Source organism: Streptomyces sp. NPDC002676 (genome assembly GCF_053592455.1).
In genome coordinates this window covers 202,368-223,238 of sequence record NZ_JBSFVT010000006.1, presented here as the reverse complement: position 1 = coordinate 223,238, position 20,871 = coordinate 202,368, and the positions used below count along the sequence as shown (strand labels likewise).

Below are 20,871 nucleotides of genomic sequence, written 5' to 3'. Positions count from 1 at the left end.
GGCACACAAAGAAGGCGTATTTCGAAACACGTTGGAATATGACGCGCAGATGCGACAGAACGATCGCGTCCCGCTCGAACATGCGCACAGGAATGTCCCTCATGCCGGTGAGGGATCATGCGGTACATGAGTGATGACCACACACACGTGCAGGAGTTCTTCACCGCGCGGGCGGCCGACTGGGACAGCAGGTTCCCCGACGACGGCCCTGCCTACGCGGCTGCCGTCGACGACCTGGGACTCAGGGCGGGCGACCGCGTGCTCGACGCGGGCTGTGGCACGGGACGGGCACTGCCGCCACTGCGTGCCGCCGTGGGGCCCTCCGGAGTGGTGGTGGGCGCCGACCTCACCCCGGCGATGCTCCAGGCCGCCGTGCGGGCGGGCAGGGACCGCGACGGGCAGCTGCTGCTCGCCGACGTCGCGGCGCTGCCGCTGCGGTCGGGGTCGTTGGACGCCGTGTTCGGCGCGGGACTGATCTCACACCTGCCGCAACCGGCGGAGAACCTGCGGGAGCTGGCCCGCGTGGTGCGGCCGGGTGGCATGCTCGCCCTGTTCCATCCCATCGGCCGGGCAGCCCTGGCGGCGCGTCAGGGGCGGCAGATCACCCCGGACGACCTGCGGGCCGAGGCCAATCTCGGCCCGCTGCTGGCCCGTTCCGGGTGGCGCATGACGTCGTACGTGGATGAGGACGCCCGTTTTCTCGCGCTCGCGGTGCGCGAGGACTGACGAGCGGGCCGGGTCACTCCCGCCCGGCGACGGCCGCCACGAAGGCATCGGGATTGTCGAACATGACGTTGTGCCCGGCGCCCGGGACCGTCACCACGCGCACCCCGGCGGCCTCCAGGCGCTCCTTGCCTGGGAGTTCGCCGCTGTCCTCGCCCTGCAGATAGAGGCGGTCGACGGACAGGCCCTCCAGGATCGTGCGCATCACGGGGTCCGAGCCGCGCCGCAGACCGACGGCGCTGCGGTGCAGGGCACGCGGATCGGCAAGCCGCATCGTGGCCGCCCACAGCGGCCCGACGGCCTCCAGCACGCGCGCGTACGCGCTTTCGGCGAACTCGTCCTCTTCGTAGGCGGCGATGCCGCTGCTGCCCGCGGTCGGCGGCGGGCACGCGTCGAGGTTGGCCTCGGTGAGGACCAGCCGGGTGACGAGGTCGGGCCGCCGGTGGGCGAGCACGATGGCGACGGCGCCGCCCATGCTGTGCGCGATCAGCTCGGCGCCGGTGACTCCCGCCTCGTCCAAGGCGACCGCCGCGGCGTCGGCGTGCTCCTCCAGCGTGTAACCGAAGTGCTGTGGCCGGTCACTGATGCCGTGCCCGGGCAGGTCCACGAACAGACTGCGGCGGCCGGCCAGTTCGGGGCGGGCCGCGATGTGCGCGTGATAGACGGCGGACATCGATCCGAGCCCGTGCAGATACACACGCACGGGCTCCGCGCCCGGTACCTCGGTCCAGCGGATCCGGCTTCCCCTGCCGTCGAATTCGGCCTGCAGCAACGTGCCCTCCTGATGCCTGCGGTGACGTGGCGTTCACGGCGGCCCCAAGATACCTCGGGAGCGATGTATAGCTGAAGCGAAATATAGATGCACCGAGATACCGCGGTCCCGGGAGAGAATGCGGGCATGCTGGAACTCGCCATCCTCGGCTTCCTGTACGACGCACCGCTACACGGCTACGTCCTGCGCAGGCACATCGCCGCACTCACCGGCCACGTACGACCCGTCGCCGAGAGCACGCTGTACCCGGCCATCAAGCGGCTGGAGAAGGCGGGCCTGCTGGCCCGGACCACCGAACCCGGCGCCGTGGCCGCGCCGCGACACGTCCTGACCCTCACCGAGCAGGGCAGGCGGGAGTTGCGGCGCCGCCTCGCCGAGCCCGCGCAGCGCGAGATCACCGACGAGAACCACTGGTTCACGCTGCTCGCGTTCCTGCGCCACCTGGAGGATCCTGCCGCCCAGGCGGCCGTACTGCGGCGTCGGCTGGCCTTCCTGGAGGAGCCGGCGAGCTTCTTCTACGACGGCGGCCGGCCCCTGCGCGCCGAGGAGCTGGACGATCCCTTCCGGCGCGGCGTCCTCACCATCGCGCGTGCCACGAGCCGGGCCGAACTGGCCTGGCTGCGTGACACTCTCACCTCACTCGAAGGAGGCGTCGGCGGCTGAGGCGCCCTGGTGCCGAACCGGGCAGCCGCGGAGTCCGGGGACCGGACGGGTGCCCAGATCGGCCACCCGGTAGCCGTTCGGGTAGCCCTTGATCTCCCAGTTCTGGCGGGCGAAGTGCGGTGTGCGGCGCGGTGGCAGCAGCCGGACCAGCCTGCCGCGCGTCCGCACGGCGCGGCGCACGAGGGCGGAGGTGGTGGCCGGGGGTGCCGGGTAGCGGAACGCGCGCAGCAGCGACTCGTCGAGCAGGGAGAGTGTGGCCGTGCGCAGCAGCGGCGCCAGGGGACGCGGGTACCAGGACACCATGAGGTCGAGCGTGGCGTCGGAGACCCCCCGCGCCTGCTCGTCCCATCCGAAGTTCTCCTCTTCGTAGGCGTCGAGAAGTGCCTCGAACTCCTCGTAGGTCTCGGGGATGTCCGGGATGCCCATATGGCGGCCGAGCGTGCGGTAGTGCTCGGTGGCGGCGATCACCTCATGCCGGGACATGCGCCGCCAGCCGTAGGTGTCGATCCAGCGCCTGGGCGTCACGACGAACGTGCTCAGCACGTACCGCATGTCGTCGTCGCTGATGTCATAGCTGCGGTGCATCTGGTTGATGCGACGGATCGCGGTCCGCCCCTGCTCCGACGCGAACCCGTGCTCCACGACGGCGTCGAGCAGCAGCGCGGTGTCGTCGTAACGCTTCTGGGTGCGCCCGGTCATCTCCGCCGTCTGCGCGAGCAGCCGCCCGATACTCGGCACGGCGTAGGTGCGGTACAGGGCCAGTTCCAGGGCGCGCGTGTAGTCCCAGGGGAACTCGAAGGTGGCGCTGAGCCGATAGATCTCCAGTGAATCTGCCACCGGGTCCATCCGGCGGATCTGCTCGAGCCGCTCAAAGCGCTTCAACGTGTCGTCCCCCTTACTGCCGCCGAAACTCCAACTCTACGCTGAGCAGCGGCAGACGAGCGACCAGCGACGATCCCCGTGCGGGGGAAGGGCGGCGCGCGCACAGCGGTGGCCCGTGAGCTGCCCGGGCTTCCCGCGACCTGAGGAGGACCCGTGCAGACCGAGGTCGTTTCGCCCCTGTCCAGGTGGAAACCTGCAGGTCCGGGTAGTGTGCGGAGTCGTGACAAGCGGCTTCCGCTCGCATTAGGGTGCGCGCCGTTGGCCGAACCACTGGGAGGCAGGGATGGCCGGAACGGACGATGAGGCCGTCGCCGCCGCGGACGATGCGCTGTATGTGCTCACGGCGGTACTGCTGACGCCGGCACAGTTTCCGAGCGTGCTGGGCGACGACTATCCGGAGGCCTGTGCGGCACTGGGCCTCGCGCCCCACGCCGACGGGTACGGCTTGGTGCTGGGCCAGGACGGCGAGGGGGCTCGCTGGACGGTCGTCATCGACGACGTCTCGCTGGTCGCCGTGGCGATCGCGTCCTGGGACTGCGGCATGGAGTACGAGCTGTCACCGGACGAGCGCGCGGTCGTGACCGCCCTGCCGGGCTGGCCTCTGGCGGTCGCCGTCGCAGCCCCCGGTGTGCCCGCGCCGCACGACCCCGCGCCCGAAGTGGCGGAGGGGCGGCCGCTGAGCCCGCCCGACACCAGTTCCTGGGGCCCGGCGCAGCGGCGCCTCGGGGCGGACGAGATCGCGCTGCAGTGGGCTACGTGGCGGGAGCAGATCAACGACGCCGAGTTCTCCACGCCGGGAGCACAGGCGGAGCCCGCCGCGAGCGCGCCGGAGGATTCCGAGAGCACACCGGGCAGCGGTGGCCATCAGGGCGTCCGGCGTGTGCTGACGGAGGCACGTGCCTACGTCGACACGCCGCCGCCGGTCGGCCGGGTTCGCTCGTCGTTCGCGCCGGGCGACGCGCGGACGCTGCGCGCCGACGGCCCCGGCTGGTCGATGGTGGCCCGCACCGACGACATCGCGTTCGTCCTGCTCGACGAGGAACCCGGCGAGGTCCTGCCCGTGGGCAGGGGTCCCGAACTGCCGGGCCTCCTGGAAGCGCTCGACAAGATGGCCGTGCGGCCGATCTGAGTCCGTGCGGGCCGCGCCCCTGACGGAGGCGCGGCCCCCGGCGGCCCGGCGCGCGGGCACCCGCAACCGCTTGACGGCCCGTGCCGGGCGTCACCCTGCTCTCAGCGGCCCAGTTCCTTGCGTCCGACCCGGCGGAGCCTGCGCCGCTGCGAGGGGTCCAGCGTCAGGTACGCGGCCGTCGGCACTCCAACCACGATCAGGAATGCCACCCACCAGGGCAGCCCTATCAGCAACAGGACGATCCCGACCGCCACACCACCGGCGGCGATCTTCGCGTACTTCGACATGAGCGTCGCCTCCTTCACGGCCACTGCCGCTCTCTGATCTGAGAACGGCCCCGCATTCGCGGCGGTTCCGCCTTCAGACCCTGAGACATCCCTGAGACGGGCTCCTTACTGGCCAGTGGCCCCTGTCCGTTCAGGTCAACCATGACCACGCTTCGAACGGATTGTGAAGTGGCCCGAGTCACCCGATAACCACGATGGCTCGCCCTCGGCGTGCTGTAGCCTCGGCCACCCAGCCGAGTAGTCAAATTTGAGGAGTGCCCAGAGCTGTGCAGCGAATCTCCCCGGCACCACCCTCCGACCCGTCCGAACTGGCCCACTGCTGTGCCGTGTTCGTCCCGTCCGACCCCGCCCGTGCGGGCCGGATGGCCTTCTGGCGTCCGGACGGCGAAGCCCTCCCGGCCGTCGCGCAAGGCTCCGTGACGGAGCTGGAGGCGGTCGCACCCGCGCAGGGCGGGGGCGTCGAGCGCGTACGGGTGCCTGCCCTGTCGCTTCCGATGCGTGCCGCTCTGCCGCTCCTCACGCGCGCGCGTGCGGACTCGCAGGCTCACCGGGCGATCGCCTTCTGGGGCACGGCCGGCCTGCTGGCGCTGCACTTCCTGGCACGCGGCCTGCTCCTGCCCGGCCTCTCCCCGGGTGACCACGACGCGTGGCGGGTGGGGCCGCTGTCCACGCACGACACAGAGCTGCTCCGTGAACTCGCCGCCGCCATGCCCCCGGAGGCGCACGCCGTACCGGTCGCCACACCCGGACCGCCCAGGCTCCCCGACCCCGAGAGGCTGTTGCGCGACTTCCTGGACGCGGTGGCCGACGCACTCCCCCGCTCCCCCGCCGCGCCGCTGGTGACCGGCGGTCCCGCGTACGCGGCACCTGAGCCGCAGCACCTGCCCGGTCAGCGGGCCTGGGCCGACGACATCGCCGCCGGTCACGACGCGGGCGTACGGCTGTCGCTGCGCGTGGAGGCGCCAGGTCTCCAGGACGCCGGAGCCGAGGACACCGCGTCCTTGCGGTTCCGCGCGGTGCTTCAGGTGCACGGCGTGAGGGGGACGGCGGACGTCATGGACGCCGCGGAGCTGTGGGCAGGAGCGGAAGCCAGGCACGAGGAGTTCGGCCCGCGCGCGCGTGCCGACGCGCTGCTGGCGCTGCGCCGCGCGGCCCGCGCCTGGCCGCCGCTGTCGCCCTTGCTCACAGCCGCTGTCCCGGACGCTGTCGACCTGGCCGACGACGAGATCACCGAACTCCTCGGCGAAGGCGCGCGGGCGCTGGCCGCGGCGGGCGCGGACGTGCACTGGCCCAAGGAGCTGTCCCGCGACCTGACCGCCTCCGCGTCCGTCGGCCCGCTGGACGACGGTGCGACCGCCCGCGCGGGTGCCTCGCCAACCCCGTCGCTGCTCTCGGCGGACTCCTCGGTCACGTTCCGCTGGTGGTTCGCCCTCGGCGGCCGAGAGCTGTCGCGGGCGGAGCTGGACCGCTTGGCCGAGTCCAAGCGTCCCCTGGTGCGGCTGCACGACCAATGGGTGCTGGTGGACCCTCAGGAGGCGCAGCGCGCCCGCGCCCGGCAGGACCGGTCGGTCGCCCCGGTCGAGGCGCTGGCCGCGGCTCTGACGGGCTCCGCCGAGGTCGACGGCCGGCGGGTCGACGTACGGCCCACCGGGTGGCTGGCACAGTTGCGGACGCAGCTCACGGATCCCGATCCGGCACGGACCGTCGGACCGCCGCCGGGCCTGGCGGCCACGCTGCGGGACTACCAGCTGCGCGGCCTCGACTGGCTGGCCCGGACGACGGCCCTCGGTCTCGGCTGCTGCCTGGCCGACGACATGGGACTCGGCAAGACGGTCACGCTGATCTCGCTGCACCTGCACCGGCAGACCGACGCCTCGGCCGCCGGTCCCACGCTCGTCGTCTGCCCGGCCTCCCTGCTCGGCAACTGGCAGAGGGAGATCGAGAAGTTCGCCCCCGGAGTGCGGGTGCGCAGGTTCCACGGGCCGGGACGCCGCCTCGGTGCCGTGGCGGACGGAGAGTTCGTCCTGACCACGTACGGCACGATGCGCCTGGACGCCGAGCGGCTCGCCGGGGTGCGCTGGGGCATGGTCGTCGCCGACGAGGCGCAGCACGTGAAGAACCCGTACTCGGCGACCGCGCGGGCGCTGCGTTCCCTCGGCACACGCGCGCGCGTGGCGCTCACCGGCACTCCCGTGGAGAACAACCTCACCGAACTGTGGGCGATCCTCGACTGGACGACGCCGGGTCTGCTGGGCCGCCTCGGTGCCTTCCGCGCGCGGTACGCGCAGCCGGCCGAGGGCGGGGACCCGGCCGCCGCGGAGCGGCTCACGCGCCTCGTCCGGCCGTTCCTGCTGCGGCGCCGCAAGTCCGACCCGGGGATCGCACCCGAGCTGCCGCCGAAGACCGAGACCGATCATCCGGTGGAGCTGACGCGCGAACAGACGGGCCTGTACGAGGCGTTGGTCCGCGAGACCATGGAACGCATCGCGGATGCCGACGACATGGCGCGCCGGGGTCTGATCGTGCAGTTGCTGACCGGTCTGAAGCAGATCTGCAACCACCCGGCGCAGTTCCTCAAGGAGGACGATGCGCGGCTGGTCGGACGCTCGGGGAAGCTGGAGCTGCTGGACGAACTCCTCGACACCATCCTCGCGGAGGGCGCCGGTGTGCTCGTCTTCACCCAGTACGTGCGGATGGCACGCCTCCTGGAACGGCATCTGACGGCCCGCGGGGTGTCATCGCTACTGCTGCACGGCGGAACCCCGGTCGCCGCGCGCGAAACGCTGGTGCAGCGGTTCCAGGACGGCGAGGTGCCGGTGTTCCTGCTGTCCCTGAAGGCCGCGGGGACGGGGCTGAACCTCACCCGGGCGGAGCACGTCGTGCACTACGACCGCTGGTGGAACCCGGCGGTCGAGGCGCAGGCCACCGACCGCGCGTACCGCATCGGTCAGACCAGGCCGGTGCAGGTGCACCGGCTGATCGCCGAGGGAACCCTGGAGGACCGCATCGCGGAGATGCTGGACCGCAAGCGGGGACTGGCCGAGGCGGTGCTCGGCTCCGGCGAGGCCGCTGTGACGGAGCTGACGGACGCCGAACTGGCCGCACTGGTGGAACTGCACGGGGAGGCGCGATGAGCCGCTACGACCACGCACACAGCCCTGAGGACGAGCGCACGTTCGCCGCGCTCCCGCCCGCGCGGGGGCGTGGTTTCGCACAGAGCTGGTGGGGTCGCGCCTGGCTGCGGGCCCTGGAGGAGGCGGCGTTGGACGCGGAAGCGGTCAGGGTGGGGCGCCGGCTCGCGCGCGCGGGCGGCGTGGGTGCGGTGACCGTACGGCCCGGCCGGGTCACGGCCGTCGTGCGTGACCGCGACGGCGCGGCCCATCGCGCGGACGTCCTGGTGTCGGAACTGTCCCAGGAGGAGTGGGTCCGGTTTCTGGACCTGGCCGTGGAGCAGGCCGGGCACCTGGCTGCGCTCCTCGACCGGGAGGTGCCCCCGCACCTGGTCGAGGACGCGGCTGTGCGCGGGATCGACCTGCTGCCGGGCTTGGGCGAGCTGGAGCCCGAGTGCGACTGCGGCACCTGGGACCACTGCGGACACACCGCAGCCCTCTGCCACCAGGTCGCCCGGCTCCTGGACGAGGATCCGTTCGTGCTGCTGTTGCTGCGTGGCCGGGGCAAGGGCACCTTCCTGGAGGAGCTGCACCTGCGGAGCACGCCCCGGGACGAGCCCTCCGAGGCCGGGACCGAAGGTGGGAGTGTGGGTGTCGACGCCGCCGAGGTCTGGTCGGCCTCGGACATCCTGCCGCCGCTGCCTGCTCTGCCGGACCTTTCTGACGCACCCGGCGGACCGCCGGCCTACGACGCCGGGGCGGCACCGGCGCCCGGGATCGACCCCGCGGCGCTGGAGTACCTGGCCGGCCGAACGGCCGCACAGGCGTACCGGATGCTCGCGCAGGCTCTCCGCGACGACGGCCAGGAGGGGCGCGGCGGCGCGCATGTGACGGCTGCTCAGGATACTGATCAGGACGCCGTCCGCCTGGCCGACGGAGCGGCGCCCGCCCCCGTCATCGAGCGGCTCGCCGATGGGTCGGGGCGAGGCCGTGACGGGCTGGCCACGGCGGTCCGCGCGTGGCGTGCCGGAGGCGCGGCGGCGCTGGCCGTGCTCGACGAGGAATGGCAGGTGGAGGGTCCGGCACTCGCACGCGCGCGTGACGCGCTCGGCGCGGCCTGGGAGGCGGACGAGCAGCCGTCGTTCCGTGCGAGCGGCAACCGGTGGACGCTTCCTGGCGAAGGGGTTCAGCTGCGCCTCGACCGGGACGGCCGCTGGTGGCCTTTCCGGGAAGAGGACGGCTGCTTCGTTCCGGCCGGTGGCGCGGACCGGGACCCGGCGACAGCACTGACGACGGCACGGTTCGACACCGAAACCGACACCAGCACCAGCACCGCGCCTACGGTGGGCGGCCCCTGACAGGCCGTCAACACAACATCGGCACACCCGACCGGCGACGGACGGCGATTGTTCACCGCACCGTCGCACAGCATTCCTCCTGGGGCCCAAATGTGTGCGCAGTCAGCGAACTTGGTCCCAGGAGGCCCGATGCCCTCGCACGTCACCGGCCGACGCCGTGTCCACCGTTCCGTCGCCACGGGCCTGCCGCTCGCCCTGGCCGCCGCCCTCGTGGTGGCGGGAACGGCCGCGGCGGCACCGTCCGAGGACGCCCGTGTCGTCCGCACCGCGACCCTCGGTGACATCCCGCTCGATGCCTTCAGCAACGCGCTGCTGCCGGGCAGCGTGGACGACGACCACGGAATCGACCTCGGTGCCATCGGCAGCGACATCTACCCGGCCGGCCGCAAGGGCGAGTACTGGACGGTGACCGACCGCGGGCCCAACGGGCAGATCAAGGTGGACGGCAAGAAGCGCCGGACGTTCCCGGTGCCCGGATTCGACCCCGCGATCGTGAAGATCCGGGTCTGCGGGGACAGCGTCCAGGTCATCGACGCGATCCCTCTGACCACGTCCTCCGGTAAGGCCGTCACCGGGCTGCCCGACCAGAAGGGCCGCGACGAGGCGCCGTACACGTACGACGCCGGGACGGCGCTCTCGTACAACCCGAACGGCCTTGACACCGAGGGCATCGTGCGCGCCGAGGACGGGACGTTCTGGCTCGCGGACGAGTACGGTCCCTCGCTCGTTCACGTCTCCGCGCGCGGGACGGTGCTCACCCGCTATGTGCCCGAGGGACTGAACCTCACCGGTGCCGACTACCCGGTGGTGGAGGCCCTGCCGTCGGTCCTGCTGCACCGCAAGACCAATCGCGGCTTCGAGGGGCTGGCGCAGCTTCCCGGCGGCGATCTGGTGCTGGCGTTGCAGAGCCCGCTCTCGCTGCCGGACGCGGGCGCCGGGGACGCCTCGCGCAACACGCGTCTCCTTCGCTTCTCGCCGAGGGAGAAGGCCGTCACCGCCGAGTACGCCTACCGGTTCGACCCGGTGAACGTGGTCGACCCGAGCACGAACGACACCTCGGAGCTGAAGATCTCGTCCGTGGTGGCCGTGGGCGGCGACCGGCTGCTGGTGGAGGAGCGCACCGACAAGACGGCTCGGCTGCAGCTTGTACGCCTGGGACGCGGCTCCGGCATCCTCGGCGGCCCCTGGGACGACGACACGACCTCGCCGTCGCTGGAGCAGCTGGACGACCCGGCTGCCGCAGGCGTCCCCGTACTGGCCAAGCGGCTCGTCGTCGACCTGGGCCAGGTGGAAGGGGTGCCGGGGAAGATCGAGGGCGTCGCGCGCGTGGACGACGACACGCTGGCTGTCATCAATGACAACGACTTCGGGATGACCGACGGCCCGGGCGCATTCGACGCCCAGGGCCGGCTGGTGGACAGCGGCATCAAGACGACGCTGGTGTACGTCCGGCTGCCCGAGGACCTGTGAACCCGTGAAACCGCCCGTCAGGGCGATTGATCCGGCTGTCTGAGCGCCGAGGAGAGCGGCTTGGGTCCATGCCCAAGCCGCTCTCCCACGCGCGCGGGGGACACTCAGCCCCGCGCTCCCAGCACATGATCCATGGCCAGCTGGTCGAGTCGTTCGAAGCCCATCCCGCGCGCGCCGGCCGCCTCCACGTCGAAGTCCTCGAACGCCGCGCGGTCGGCCAGCAGCGCCTGCAGGCCGTCGGCCGCCGTCGGCAGGGCGAGCTGGTCCAGGCGTGCGGCGCGCAGCGCCTCCCGGACCTCCGGGTCGGCGCGGAAGGCGGCCGAACGCTCCTTCAGGATCAGGTAGTTGCGCATACAGCCCGCCGCCGACGCCCACACACCGTCCAGGTCCTCGGTCCGCGGGGGCTTGAAGTCGAAGTGGCGCGGACCCTCGTAACCGGCGCTCTCCAGAAGGTCGACCAGCCAGAACGCCGCCCGCAGATCGCCGGCGCCGAACCGCAGGTCCTGGTCGTACTTGATGCCGGACTGGCCGTTGAGGTCGATGTGGAAGAGCTTGCCCGCCCACAGGGCCTGCGCGATGCCGTGCGGGAAGTTCAGCCCGGCCATCTGTTCGTGACCCACCTCGGGGTTGACGCCGTACAGCTCCGGCCGCTCCAGGCGCTCGATGAAGGCGAGCGCATGGCCGACGGTGGGCAGCAGGATGTCGCCGCGCGGCTCGTTCGGCTTCGGCTCGATGGCGAAGCGGAGGTCGTAGCCCTGGGCGGTGACGTACTCGCCGAGCAGGTCGAAGGCCTCCTTCATGCGGTCGAGGGCGACGCGTACGTCCTTGGCGGCGCCTGATTCCGCGCCCTCGCGGCCTCCCCAGGCGACATAGGTCTTCGCGCCCAGTTCGACCGCGAGGTCGATGTTGCGGATCGTCTTGCGCAGCGCGTAGCGGCGCACGTCGCGGTCGTTGGCGGTGAACGCGCCGTCCTTGAAGACGGGGTGCGTGAAGAGGTTGGTGGTGGCCATGGGGACGGTCATGCCGGTCGCGTCGAGAGCCTGGCGGAAGCGCTTGACGTGCGACTCGCGCTCGGTGTCCGAGGACCCGAAGGGGATCAGGTCGTCGTCGTGGAAGGTCACGCCGTAGGCACCCAGCTCGGCCAGACGGCGCACCGTCTCGACCGGGTCGAGGGCGCGGCGGGTCGCGTCGCCGAAGGGGTCCCTTCCCTGCCAGCCGACGGTCCACAGGCCGAAGGTGAACCTGTCATCGGGGGTGGGCTGGTAGCTCATGCCGCGGCTCCTTGCTGCGTACGACTATTTCGTCATGGCCGTTTACAAATTAGTATGCGGACGCACCTCTGGGAAGAGGGAAGGTGTCCTTGACGGCAACGTGTCTGTGAGAGGGAGAGCCCGATGTCAGCAGCCGAGGGTCCGCTCGTCGTCGGTGTGGACTCGTCCACGCAGTCCACGAAGGTGCTGGTCGTCGACGCCTCCACGGGGCAGGTCGTGGCGAGCGGCCAGGCGCCGCACACCGTGTCCACGGGGGCCGGCCGGGAGAGCGATCCGCGTCAGTGGTGGAACGCACTGTGCGAGGCGCTGCGCCAGTGCGGCGACGCGGCGCACGAGGCGGCGGCGGTGTCGGTCGGCGGCCAGCAGCACGGTCTGGTCACCCTGGACGAGCACGGCGAGCCGGTGCGGCCGGCGCTGCTGTGGAACGACGTCCGTTCGGCGCCCCAGGCCCGCCGTCTGGTCGAGGAGCTGGGCGGCCCGAAGGCCTGGGCGGAGCGGACCGGCAGTGTGCCCGGGGCGTCGTTCACGGTGACGAAGTGGGCGTGGCTGGCCGAGCACGAGCCGGAGGCGGTCCGCGCGACCAAGGCGGTGCGGCTCCCCCACGACTACCTCACCGAACGCCTCACCGGGCAGGGCACGACGGACCGCGGCGACGTCTCCGGCACCGGCTGGTGGGCCTCCGCGACGGAGTCGTACGACGCGGAGATCCTCGCGCACATCGGACTCGACCCGGCGCTGCTGCCGCGGGTGGTGCGGCCCGGCGAGGTGGCGGGCACGGTGCGCGACAGCCACGATCTGCCGTTCTCCAAGGGCACCCTGGTGGCGCCCGGCACCGGCGACAACGCGGCGGCGGCACTGGGACTCGGCCTGCGGCCGGGCACTGCGGTGCTCAGCCTCGGCACCTCGGGCACCGTCTACGCCGTCTCGAAGCACCGTCCGGCCGACCCGACGGGCACGGTGGCGGGCTTCGCCGACGCGCACCGGGACTGGCTGCCGCTGGCCTGCACCCTCAACTGCACGCTCGCCGTCGACCGGGTGGCGGCTCTGCTGGGCCTGGACCGCGAGGCCGTCGAGCCCGGCGCCTCCGTCACCCTGCTGCCGTACCTGGACGGCGAGCGCACGCCGAACCTGCCGAACGCCTCCGGTCTGCTGCACGGGCTGCGCCACGACACCACGGCCGGTCAGCTGCTGCAGGCCGCCTACGACGGCGCGGTGCACTCGCTGCTCGGCGCCCTCGACCTGGTACTCGACGCGGACGCGGACCGCAGCACCCCGCTGCTGCTGATCGGCGGCGGAGCCCGTGGCAGGGCCTGGCAGGAGACCGTGCGGCGGCTGTCGGGGCGGCCGGTGCAGGTACCGGAGGCCCAGGAACTGGTCGCCCTCGGTGCCGCGGCGCAGGCGGCGGGCCTGCTGACCGGCGAGGATCCCGCGGCGGTGGCCCGGCGCTGGAAGACGGCCGCGGGCCCGGTGCTGGAGGCGGTGGAGCGGGACGAGGAGACGCTGGCCCGGATCACCGGGGTACTCTCCGACGCGGCCCCGCTGCTGGAGCGGGGCACGAATCCCCAGCCGCGCAGACAGAGCTGAGCGGCGGACACCGAGGATTGACGGAGGCATGACCGCACCGCTGCACCAGACCCGGCCGTCGGGTGCCGGCCGCGCCCTGCCGGACACCCAGCAGGGCATGCGCCGGCGCAACCTGGCCCGGGTGATGCACGCCGTCGGTGCCGAGGGTCCGCTCTCGCGGGCCGCGGTCGCCTCGCACATCGGGCTGACGCGCGCCGCGGTGTCGACCCTGGTGGACGAGCTGATCCGCTGGGGGCTGCTGGAGGAGCTGGGGCCCGAGCGGCCCGGTCGGGTGGGCCGTCCCGGGTCGGCGCTCGCGGTGAGCGGGCGTGGCCCGGCCGGGATCGGCGCGGAGGTCGGCGTCGACCATCTCGCGGTGTGCGCGGTCGACCTGCGCGGTACGGTGCGCGCACGGGCCGTGCGGCACGGTGCCAACCGAGGCCGCGCTCCCGGCCCGGTCATCGAGGAGCTGACGGCGCTGGTGCGCCGGGTCGTCGCGGAGGCGGAGCGGGAGGGGCTGTGGCCCGCCGGGCTCGCGGTCGCCGTGCCCGGGCTGGTGGCGCGGGACGGCCGTACGGTCGTGCGCGCCCCGAACCTCGACTGGCACGACACCGACCTGGGCGCGCTGCTGCCGGACGGTCTGCCGCTGACCGTGGACAACGAGGCCAACTTCGGCGCCCTGGCCGAGCTGTGGCTCGGCGAGAGCACCCCGCGCGACTTCCTGCATGTGTCGGCCGAGATCGGCATCGGTGCCGCGGTAGTGGTGGACGGGCAACTGCTGCGCGGCACGCGGGGCTTCGCGGGTGAGCTGGGCCATGTGCCGGTGCGCCCGGACGGCCCGCCGTGCCCGTGCGGCGGGCGCGGGTGCCTGGAGCAGTACGCCGGTGAGGAGGCAGTGCTGCGTGCCGCCGGGCTCGCACCGCGCGAGGATCTGGTCGGTCTGCTCGCGGAGCGTGCCGAAGCGGGCGACGAGGCTGTCCGGGAAGCCCTGCGGGACGCCGGTACGGCGCTCGGCATCGCCCTGACCGGAGCGGTCAATCTGCTCGACCCGGAGTCGGTCGTCCTCGGTGGCGCGCTCGCCGGCCTCTCGCCCTGGCTTCTGCCGTCGCTGGAGGCCGAGTTGACGGGCCGTACGGCAGGACCGCCGTGCCCGGTGTCGGTCTCCCGGCTGGGCCCGGAAGGCCCGCTGCTCGGCGCGGCGCACTCGGTAGTGCGGGCGGTTCTGGACGACCCGGCGGCGGTGGCGGGGCAAGCCTGACGCGCACGCGCCAAGGCCGTTGAGCGCGGTGGGCCCCAACGGCCTGTTGCCGTAGGGGACTCACTCGATCGGGTGGCCGAGTTTTCCACAGTGCGCGGCTTGTCCACGCAACCACGGCGGCATCCTTCTACCCGACCCGCACACGCCGTACCGTGATGCACACGAGGCGCGATCGCCGGGCCGTCGTGCCGGTGAAGTGCGCTGGAAACGAGGGGAATCGCACACATCGAGTGACACTCGGCCGACACCTGTCGGGGGGCCGCATGCAGGTTCACTGCGCTGGAGGTGTACCAGTTCGCAACCCCGGCGGTCGAATCACCGTTGGCCATCGTGTGCGACACCCACTGCACGTGCGTGGCCAAGCCCCGCAAGGAGTGGCATGGCTGCCCGCGCGGGAGACATGACCGAGGCATGCACACCCTGCTGCGCGAGACAGCACGGGCCCCACGGCCCTGACCCACCCGAGACAACCCCCATCCCTCCCGAAAGGCACCGCCGATGGACAAGGACCGGGCAAGACCCCACCTGAGCCGACGACGGCTCCTGCAGGGCACGGCCCTCGCCGCCGTCCCCTACGCGCTGCTTCCCGAGGCCCGTGCCGGTGCGCAGGTCCAGTCAGCCGACTACCCGCCGGCCGAATGGCAGCCGGCGAGCACCTCCGACTACACGGCGTCCAGCCGCCCCGGCAGTTACGCCATCGACCGGGTGATCATCCACGTCACGCAGGAGACGTACGCCAACACGCTGGACGTCTTCCAGAATCCGGCGAAGCAGGTGTCCGCGCACTATGTGGTCCGCTCGGCGGACGGTCATGTCGCACAGTGCGTGCGCGAGGCCGACATCGCCTGGCACGCCGGGAACTGGGACTACAACACACGCAGCATCGGCATCGAGCACGAGGGCTGGGTGGACCAGCCCGCCTACTTCACCAACGCCCTCTACGAACAGTCCGCAAAGCTGACCGCAGCGATCTGCGCCAAATACGGGATCCCGAAAGACAGGGAGCACATCATCGGCCACTACCAGGTGCCCGGCACCGACCACACGGATCCCGGCCCGAACTGGGACTGGGTCCGCTACATCAGACTGGTCAATTTCGCCTAGTCGAACGTCCGACCGGTTGTCCGCACGAACACCGCGAGTGACGATGGTGGCCGGCGTGTCACCGCCGTATCGCGGCCATGACAGCGTTGTTCCACCGTCCGGGGAGGGTGAGTTGACCGATCCGTGGGTGGCCCTGGAGCCGGGTGCCGACCCAGCCGAGCGGGTCCGGGTACTGCGCCGGGCGCACGAGACGTTCACCACGGTGGGCACGGTGCCGCGCCCGGTGCGGTCGGTGGTGGCGGAGTCGTGGCGGCGCAGCGCGCGGGCCGGGGTCGGGCCGGACGGCACGGCGAACGTGGAGCTGTCGGACAGCGACCTCGGCACCTACCGCGCGGAGCACCCGCTGGCCCGGGTGATGCCGCTGGTCAGGGAGCTGATGGGCACGTTCGCATCCGACGGCGAGCATCTGCTCGCGATGTGCGACGTGCACGGCAGACTGCTGTGGGTCGAGGGGCACTCCGCGACCCGGCGCCGGGCGGACGGGATGAATTTCGTGCCGGGGGCGCGCTGGGCGGAGAGCGCGGTCGGCACCAACGCGCCGGGCACGGCGGTCGCCGTGGACCGGCCGGTGCAGGTGTTCGCGGCGGAGCACTTCATACGCCGGGTGCAGCCGTGGACCTGTGCGGCGGCACCGGTCCACGATCCGCGCACCGGCCGGGTCCTCGGCGCTGTCGACATCACCGGCGGGGACCGGCTGGCGCACCCGCACAGCCTGGGGTTCGTGCAGGCGGTGGCGCGGGCCGCCGAGTCGCAGCTCGCGCTGCTCGCCCCGCCGCGCCCCGCCGAGGACAGCCGCCTGCTGAGCGCGCTGGGTCGGGCCGAGGCGGAACTGCGCCTGGAGGGACGCCGGATCAGGCTCAGCCGCCGGCACAGCGAGATCCTCGTCCTCCTGACCCGTCATCCGGAGGGGCTGACCGGCGACGAGCTGCTGTGCGCGCTGTACGCGCAGGAGTCGGTGACGCCGGTGACGCTGCGCGCCGAGCTGGCCCGGCTGCGACGACTGTTGGGACCGGGGCTGCTCGCCTCACGGCCGTACCGGCTGACGGCCCCGGTCGACTGCGACGCGACCGTGGTGGAGCGGAGGCTGAAGGTGGGCGCGCTCATGGCGGCTGCCGAGGCGTACAGCGGACCGCTGCTGCCGGGTTCAGAGGCCCCGGCGGTGGTACGGCTGCGGCGGAGTCTCGCCGACGGCCTGCGGGCGGCGCTGATCGCCCACCGCGATCCGGACCTGCTGGCGGACTGGGCGCACGCGCCCTGGGGCGAGGACGACGTCGAGGTGTGGCGGGCGCTCGCGGCGGTGCGGCCCACGGCACCGGTCAGAACCCGGCTGGCGGCGCTGGAGGCCGAACTGACCGTACCGGCCCGCCGGAAATCGCTGCGGACGCGTGGCGCAACGTACTTGCAACGTCCGCTCGCCTAGCCTCGCGCCGGGAGCTGCCCAACGGCGGGCAGCGCTTCACCGGGAGGCAGACCAGCATGACCCGTTACGCGGCGCCCGGCACGGAGGGCGCGATCGTCTCCTACCAGGCGCGCTACGACCACTTCATCGGCGGCGAGTACGTGCCGCCGGTCCGCGGGCAGTACTTCGAGAATCCGTCGCCGGTCAACGGGCAGCCGTTCACCGAGATCGCGCGCGGCACCGCGGAGGACGTCGAGCGAGCACTGGACGCGGCGCACGCGGCGGCCCCCGGGTGGGGCCGTACCTCGGTGACGGAGCGCTCCGACGTCCTGCTGAAGATCGCGGACCGGATGGAGGCGCACCTCGAATCCCTCGCGGTGGCCGAGAGCTGGGAGAACGGCAAGCCGGTACGGGAGACGCTGGCCGCCGACATCCCGCTGGCGATCGACCACTTCCGCTACTTCGCGGGGGCAGTCCGGGCGCAGGAGGGGTCGCTGAGCGAGATCGACGACGACACGGTGGCGTACCACTTCCATGAGCCGCTTGGGGTCGTCGCGCAGATCATCCCGTGGAACTTCCCGATCCTGATGGCGGCGTGGAAGCTGGCGCCCGCCCTGGCCGCGGGCAACGCCGTGATCCTCAAGCCCGCCGAGCAGACGCCGGCGTCCATCCACTACTGGATGAGCCTGATCGCGGACCTGCTGCCGCCGGGCGTGGTGAACATCGTCAACGGCTTCGGTGTGGAGGCGGGCAAGCCGCTGGCCTCCAGCCCGCGGGTGGCGAAGGTCGCGTTCACCGGGGAGACCACTACCGGGCGGTTGATCATGCAGTACGCCTCGGAGAACATCAAGCCGGTCACGCTGGAACTGGGCGGCAAGTCCCCGAACATCTTCTTCGACGACGTGTGGGCGCACGACGACGACTTCCGCGACAAGGCCCTCGAAGGCTTCACGATGTTCGCGCTCAACCAGGGCGAGGTGTGCACCTGCCCGTCCCGGGCGCTGATCCAGCGCGGCAACTACGCCGAGTTCCTCGAGGCGGCGGTCGCCCGCACCCGTCTGATCAAGCCGGGGCACCCGCTCGACACCGACACGATGATCGGCGCGCAGGCCTCCAACGACCAGCTGGAGAAGATCCTTTCCTACCTGGACATCGGCCGCCAGGAGGGCGCGAAGGTCCTGACCGGTGGTGAACGCGTCGAGTACGACGGCGAGTTGAAGGGCGGCTACTACGTCCAGCCGACCATCTTCGAGGGCGACAACCGCATGCGGATCTTCCAGGAGGAGATCTTCGGCCCGGTCGTCTCGGTGACCTCCTTCGACGACTTCGCCGACGCGATCAAGATCGCCAACGACACGCTGTACGGCCTCGGCGCGGGCGTGTGGACCCGGGACGCGACCACCGCGTACCGCGCGGGCCGAGCGATCCAGGCGGGCCGCGTCTGGACCAACTGCTACCACGCCTACCCCGCGCACGCGGCGTTCGGCGGCTACAAGCAGTCCGGGATCGGCCGCGAGACGCACAAGATGATGCTGGACCACTATCAGCAGACGAAGAACATTCTTTGTTCTTACAGCCCTCAGAAACTTGGCTTCTTCTAGAGCCTGAAGCCGGGTTGCCTGGACGCATCGTTGCGCTCCAGGCTGCCTCGGCGGCTTTGGCCTGTCGGGTAGTCCTCGTCGTGCGGCACCGGTCCTGGCCCCGGGCCATCAGCCGCAGCCCACCCACCGCCCTCGCATCCGGGCAGCGGCCTATGTCATCATCTGAAGACATCACATGATGACATAGAGGAGATCTGCGGGCGATGCTGCTGGTCGAAGAGATGCAGTCATGGCGGGCGCGGGCACTGGTCCCGGTGTTGACGTGCCTGGGCATGCTGGTCGCCGTCGTCAGCAGTCTGGGAGCGCCGCTGGTGCCCACGATCGCGGCCGCCGACCACGTCTCTCTGAGCGATGCCCAGTGGTCGCTGACTGTGACGCTGCTGGTGGGCGCCGTGGCGACCCCGGCGATGGGCCGCCTGGGCGACGGTCCACACCGACGCCGGGTGATTCTCGGCGCCCTGGGCACAGTGCTGACCGGCAGCGTCCTGGCGGCGCTGCCGCTGGGATTCGTCTGGCTGATCGCCGGGCGGGCGATGCAGGGGGTGGGGCTCGGGCTGACCCCGCTCGCCATCGCCACGGCCCGCGACGCTCTCCCCGCGGGGCGGGCCCGCCCCGCGGTGGCGATGCTGTCCATCACCACCGTCGCCGGCGTCGGGCTGGGCTACCCGGTCACCGGGCTGATCGCGCAGTCCTTCGGCGTCCGGGGCGGGTTCTGGTTCGGTGCGGCGGCCGCCGCACTGGTGTTGGTGTGCGCGGCCGTCGTCCTGCCGCAGGCGCCGCGCCGCGCCCGGGCGCGGCTGGATCTCCCCGGCGCGCTGCTGCTCGGCGCCGCGCTGGCGGGGCTGCAGCTCACGTTGAGCGAGGGCGAAGTCTGGGGCTGGGCATCGGTGCAGCTTGTCGCGCTGGCCGCAGCGGCGTTGTTGCTCGCGGCTTTGTGGATCAGGCACGAGCTGCGCACGCAGCACCCACTGGTGGATCTGCGGCTGGTACGGGACCGCACCATGCTGATCGCGAACGCGACCGGGCTGGCCGCCGGCGTGGGGATGTACCTGCTCATGTCGCTGGTCACGCGGTTCGTACAGACGCCGGCCGGCGCCGGCTACGGCTTCGGGGCCTCGGTCGTGGTTGCCGGACTGGTACTGCTGCCGTTCTCGCTCGCCTGCGTCGCGGCCGGGCGCGCGGCTCCGCTGCTCGCCCGCCGGGTGTCGCCCGCTCTGGTGCTTACCGTGGGGTGCCTGGTCGGCCTGGCCGCTGTGGCGAGCTTCGCACTCGCGCATGACCAACTCTGGGAGCTCTTCGGGGTGATGGGTGTGGCCGGCTTCGGCGTCGGCCTGCTCTTCGCCGTGTTGCCCGGCATGATCACCACCTGCGTCCCCGCCCACGAGACGGGCAGTGCGATGAGCTTCAACCAGGTGCTGCGCTACGTCGGTTTCTCCACCGGCAGCGTGCTGAGCGCCACCGTGCTGCAGGCGCACACCGCTGCCGGGCACCGGTTGCCCGAGATCGGCGGCTACCATGAGGCTGCGTTGCTCTCGTGCGCTGTGTGGGCTGTGACAATCCTGGCCATCCTGGTGCTGCGGCCCGGACGCCCCCGGATCGGCGACGCCGAGCGCGCAGCCGTGTCGAAACCGGTCGCCGTCTCTCCGTCCCGACGGGTGGGCGCGGACGAATCCAGGAAGGTCACCCGATGAGCCCCGCACGGCACCGCCCCCGGGATGCCGCCCGCAGCCGCGAGCTGCTCCTGACGGCGGCCGGAGCGCTTTTCGCCGAGCGCGGCTACGAGCGGACCACCATCCGCGACATCGGCGAGCGAGCCGGCGTCGACCCGGCACTCATCGCCCGCTACTTCGGCGGCAAGAGCGGCCTGTACATCGCCGCGCTGCAGGTCGAGACCGGCACCGACGCCCCGCCCGACCTGCTCGATGCGGATCGCCTGCGCACCCTGTTCGACCGCGTGGGCCGACGCGGGACAGGCCCGATCTTCCGGTCCGCCGTCCAGCCTCACGACGACCCGGTGGCCCAGCAGGCCGCCCGCGCCCAACTTCAGGCTCGTCTGGTGGACCCCCTGCACGATCGCTTCACTCGCGAGGGCGTCGACCAGCCCCGCCTGCGCGCAGAGCTGGCCGCCGCCGCGTTCGTGGGTGTGCTGCTGGCACGGAACGCAGGCGCACTCGACTCCCTGGCCGCTGCGGAAACTGACGACCTGGTGCCGCTGATGCAGTCCGTCCTCGCCGCGCTGGCCGCCTGAAGTCACCGTGCGGCTGCCACCCCCGTGCGAGCG

Annotated in this window: 17 protein-coding genes; 13 read left to right on the top strand and 4 right to left on the bottom strand. The window is 72.1% G+C overall.

The window, feature by feature from the left end; all coding sequences use genetic code 11:
- The first annotated feature begins 126 nt into the window (after positions 1–126).
- On the top strand, positions 127–726 hold the full coding sequence (locus ACWD3E_RS19465; protein WP_451388784.1) for a class I SAM-dependent methyltransferase: 600 nt from the start codon (positions 127–129) through the stop codon (positions 724–726).
- A gap of 13 nt (positions 727–739) precedes the next feature.
- On the opposite strand, the gene ACWD3E_RS19460 is transcribed toward ACWD3E_RS19465, so the two are convergent.
- A complete protein-coding gene (locus ACWD3E_RS19460) occupies positions 740–1,495 on the bottom strand; it encodes an alpha/beta fold hydrolase (protein WP_451388783.1) in 756 nt (251 codons plus the stop codon).
- 126 nt (positions 1,496–1,621) lie between these two features.
- Between ACWD3E_RS19460 and ACWD3E_RS19455 the strand changes: the two genes are divergently transcribed.
- Complete coding sequence (locus tag ACWD3E_RS19455; RefSeq protein ID WP_451388782.1) at positions 1,622–2,158, top strand: PadR family transcriptional regulator; 537 nt, start codon at positions 1,622–1,624, stop codon at positions 2,156–2,158.
- Here ACWD3E_RS19455 and ACWD3E_RS19450 read toward each other — a convergent pair.
- Positions 2,132–3,040: an oxygenase MpaB family protein gene (locus tag ACWD3E_RS19450; RefSeq protein ID WP_451388781.1), complete on the bottom strand. Its 909-nt coding sequence runs from the start codon at positions 3,038–3,040 to the stop codon at positions 2,132–2,134. The genes ACWD3E_RS19455 and ACWD3E_RS19450 overlap by 27 nt on opposite strands.
- 283 nt (positions 3,041–3,323) lie before the next feature.
- On the opposite strand from ACWD3E_RS19450, the gene ACWD3E_RS19445 reads away from it, so the two are divergent.
- Positions 3,324–4,169, top strand: coding sequence for a hypothetical protein (locus ACWD3E_RS19445; protein ID WP_451388780.1), 846 nt, complete (start codon positions 3,324–3,326; stop codon positions 4,167–4,169).
- Positions 4,170–4,270: 101 nt separating this feature from the next.
- Here ACWD3E_RS19445 and ACWD3E_RS19440 read toward each other — a convergent pair whose 3' ends face one another.
- The gene (locus ACWD3E_RS19440; protein WP_451388779.1) at positions 4,271–4,456 is read right to left on the bottom strand and encodes a hypothetical protein; all 186 of its coding nucleotides are present in this window, start codon (positions 4,454–4,456) and stop codon (positions 4,271–4,273) included.
- A gap of 266 nt (positions 4,457–4,722) precedes the next feature.
- On the opposite strand from ACWD3E_RS19440, the gene ACWD3E_RS19435 reads away from it, so the two are divergent.
- The 3 genes from ACWD3E_RS19435 (at position 4,723) to ACWD3E_RS19425 (ending at position 10,394) form a co-directional block, all read left to right on the top strand.
- A complete protein-coding gene (locus tag ACWD3E_RS19435) occupies positions 4,723–7,590 on the top strand; it encodes an SNF2-related protein (protein WP_451388778.1) in 2,868 nt (955 codons plus the stop codon).
- A complete protein-coding gene (locus ACWD3E_RS19430; protein WP_451388777.1) occupies positions 7,587–8,924 on the top strand; it encodes an SWIM zinc finger family protein in 1,338 nt (445 codons plus the stop codon). The genes ACWD3E_RS19435 and ACWD3E_RS19430 overlap by 4 nt, the downstream gene beginning before the upstream one ends.
- 129 nt (positions 8,925–9,053) lie before the next feature.
- On the top strand, positions 9,054–10,394 hold the full coding sequence (locus ACWD3E_RS19425) for an esterase-like activity of phytase family protein (protein ID WP_451388776.1): 1,341 nt from the start codon (positions 9,054–9,056) through the stop codon (positions 10,392–10,394).
- A gap of 104 nt (positions 10,395–10,498) precedes the next feature.
- Here the strand turns inward: ACWD3E_RS19425 and xylA are convergent, their stop codons facing one another.
- A complete protein-coding gene (gene xylA, locus ACWD3E_RS19420; RefSeq protein WP_451388775.1) occupies positions 10,499–11,665 on the bottom strand; it encodes a xylose isomerase in 1,167 nt (388 codons plus the stop codon).
- 123 nt (positions 11,666–11,788) lie between these two features.
- Between xylA and xylB the strand changes: the two genes are divergently transcribed.
- The 7 genes from xylB to ACWD3E_RS19385 all read left to right on the top strand — a co-directional run bounded on the left by xylB (position 11,789) and on the right by ACWD3E_RS19385 (position 20,838).
- Positions 11,789–13,249, top strand: a complete 1,461-nt coding sequence (xylB, locus tag ACWD3E_RS19415; protein ID WP_451388774.1) for a xylulokinase — start codon at positions 11,789–11,791, stop codon at positions 13,247–13,249.
- Between the two features lie 28 nt (positions 13,250–13,277).
- Positions 13,278–14,486 (top strand): ROK family protein, encoded by a 1,209-nt coding sequence (locus ACWD3E_RS19410; protein WP_451388773.1) that lies wholly within the window; start codon positions 13,278–13,280, stop codon positions 14,484–14,486.
- Positions 14,487–14,984: 498 nt separating this feature from the next.
- The gene (locus tag ACWD3E_RS19405) at positions 14,985–15,590 is read left to right on the top strand and encodes an N-acetylmuramoyl-L-alanine amidase (RefSeq protein WP_451388772.1); all 606 of its coding nucleotides are present in this window, start codon (positions 14,985–14,987) and stop codon (positions 15,588–15,590) included.
- A 112-nt stretch (positions 15,591–15,702) separates the two neighbouring features.
- Positions 15,703–17,010 (top strand): GAF domain-containing protein, encoded by a 1,308-nt coding sequence (locus ACWD3E_RS19400; protein WP_451388771.1) that lies wholly within the window; start codon positions 15,703–15,705, stop codon positions 17,008–17,010.
- A gap of 56 nt (positions 17,011–17,066) precedes the next feature.
- The gene (adh, locus tag ACWD3E_RS19395) at positions 17,067–18,590 is read left to right on the top strand and encodes an aldehyde dehydrogenase (RefSeq protein ID WP_451388770.1); all 1,524 of its coding nucleotides are present in this window, start codon (positions 17,067–17,069) and stop codon (positions 18,588–18,590) included.
- A 272-nt stretch (positions 18,591–18,862) separates the two neighbouring features.
- Positions 18,863–20,281 (top strand): MFS transporter, encoded by a 1,419-nt coding sequence (locus ACWD3E_RS19390; protein ID WP_451388769.1) that lies wholly within the window; start codon positions 18,863–18,865, stop codon positions 20,279–20,281.
- Positions 20,278–20,838 carry a TetR family transcriptional regulator gene (locus ACWD3E_RS19385; protein ID WP_451388768.1) on the top strand — a complete coding sequence of 187 codons (561 nt, stop codon included), beginning with the start codon at positions 20,278–20,280 and terminating at the stop codon, positions 20,836–20,838. The genes ACWD3E_RS19390 and ACWD3E_RS19385 overlap by 4 nt, the downstream gene beginning before the upstream one ends.
- The last annotated feature ends 33 nt before the right edge of the window (positions 20,839–20,871 follow it).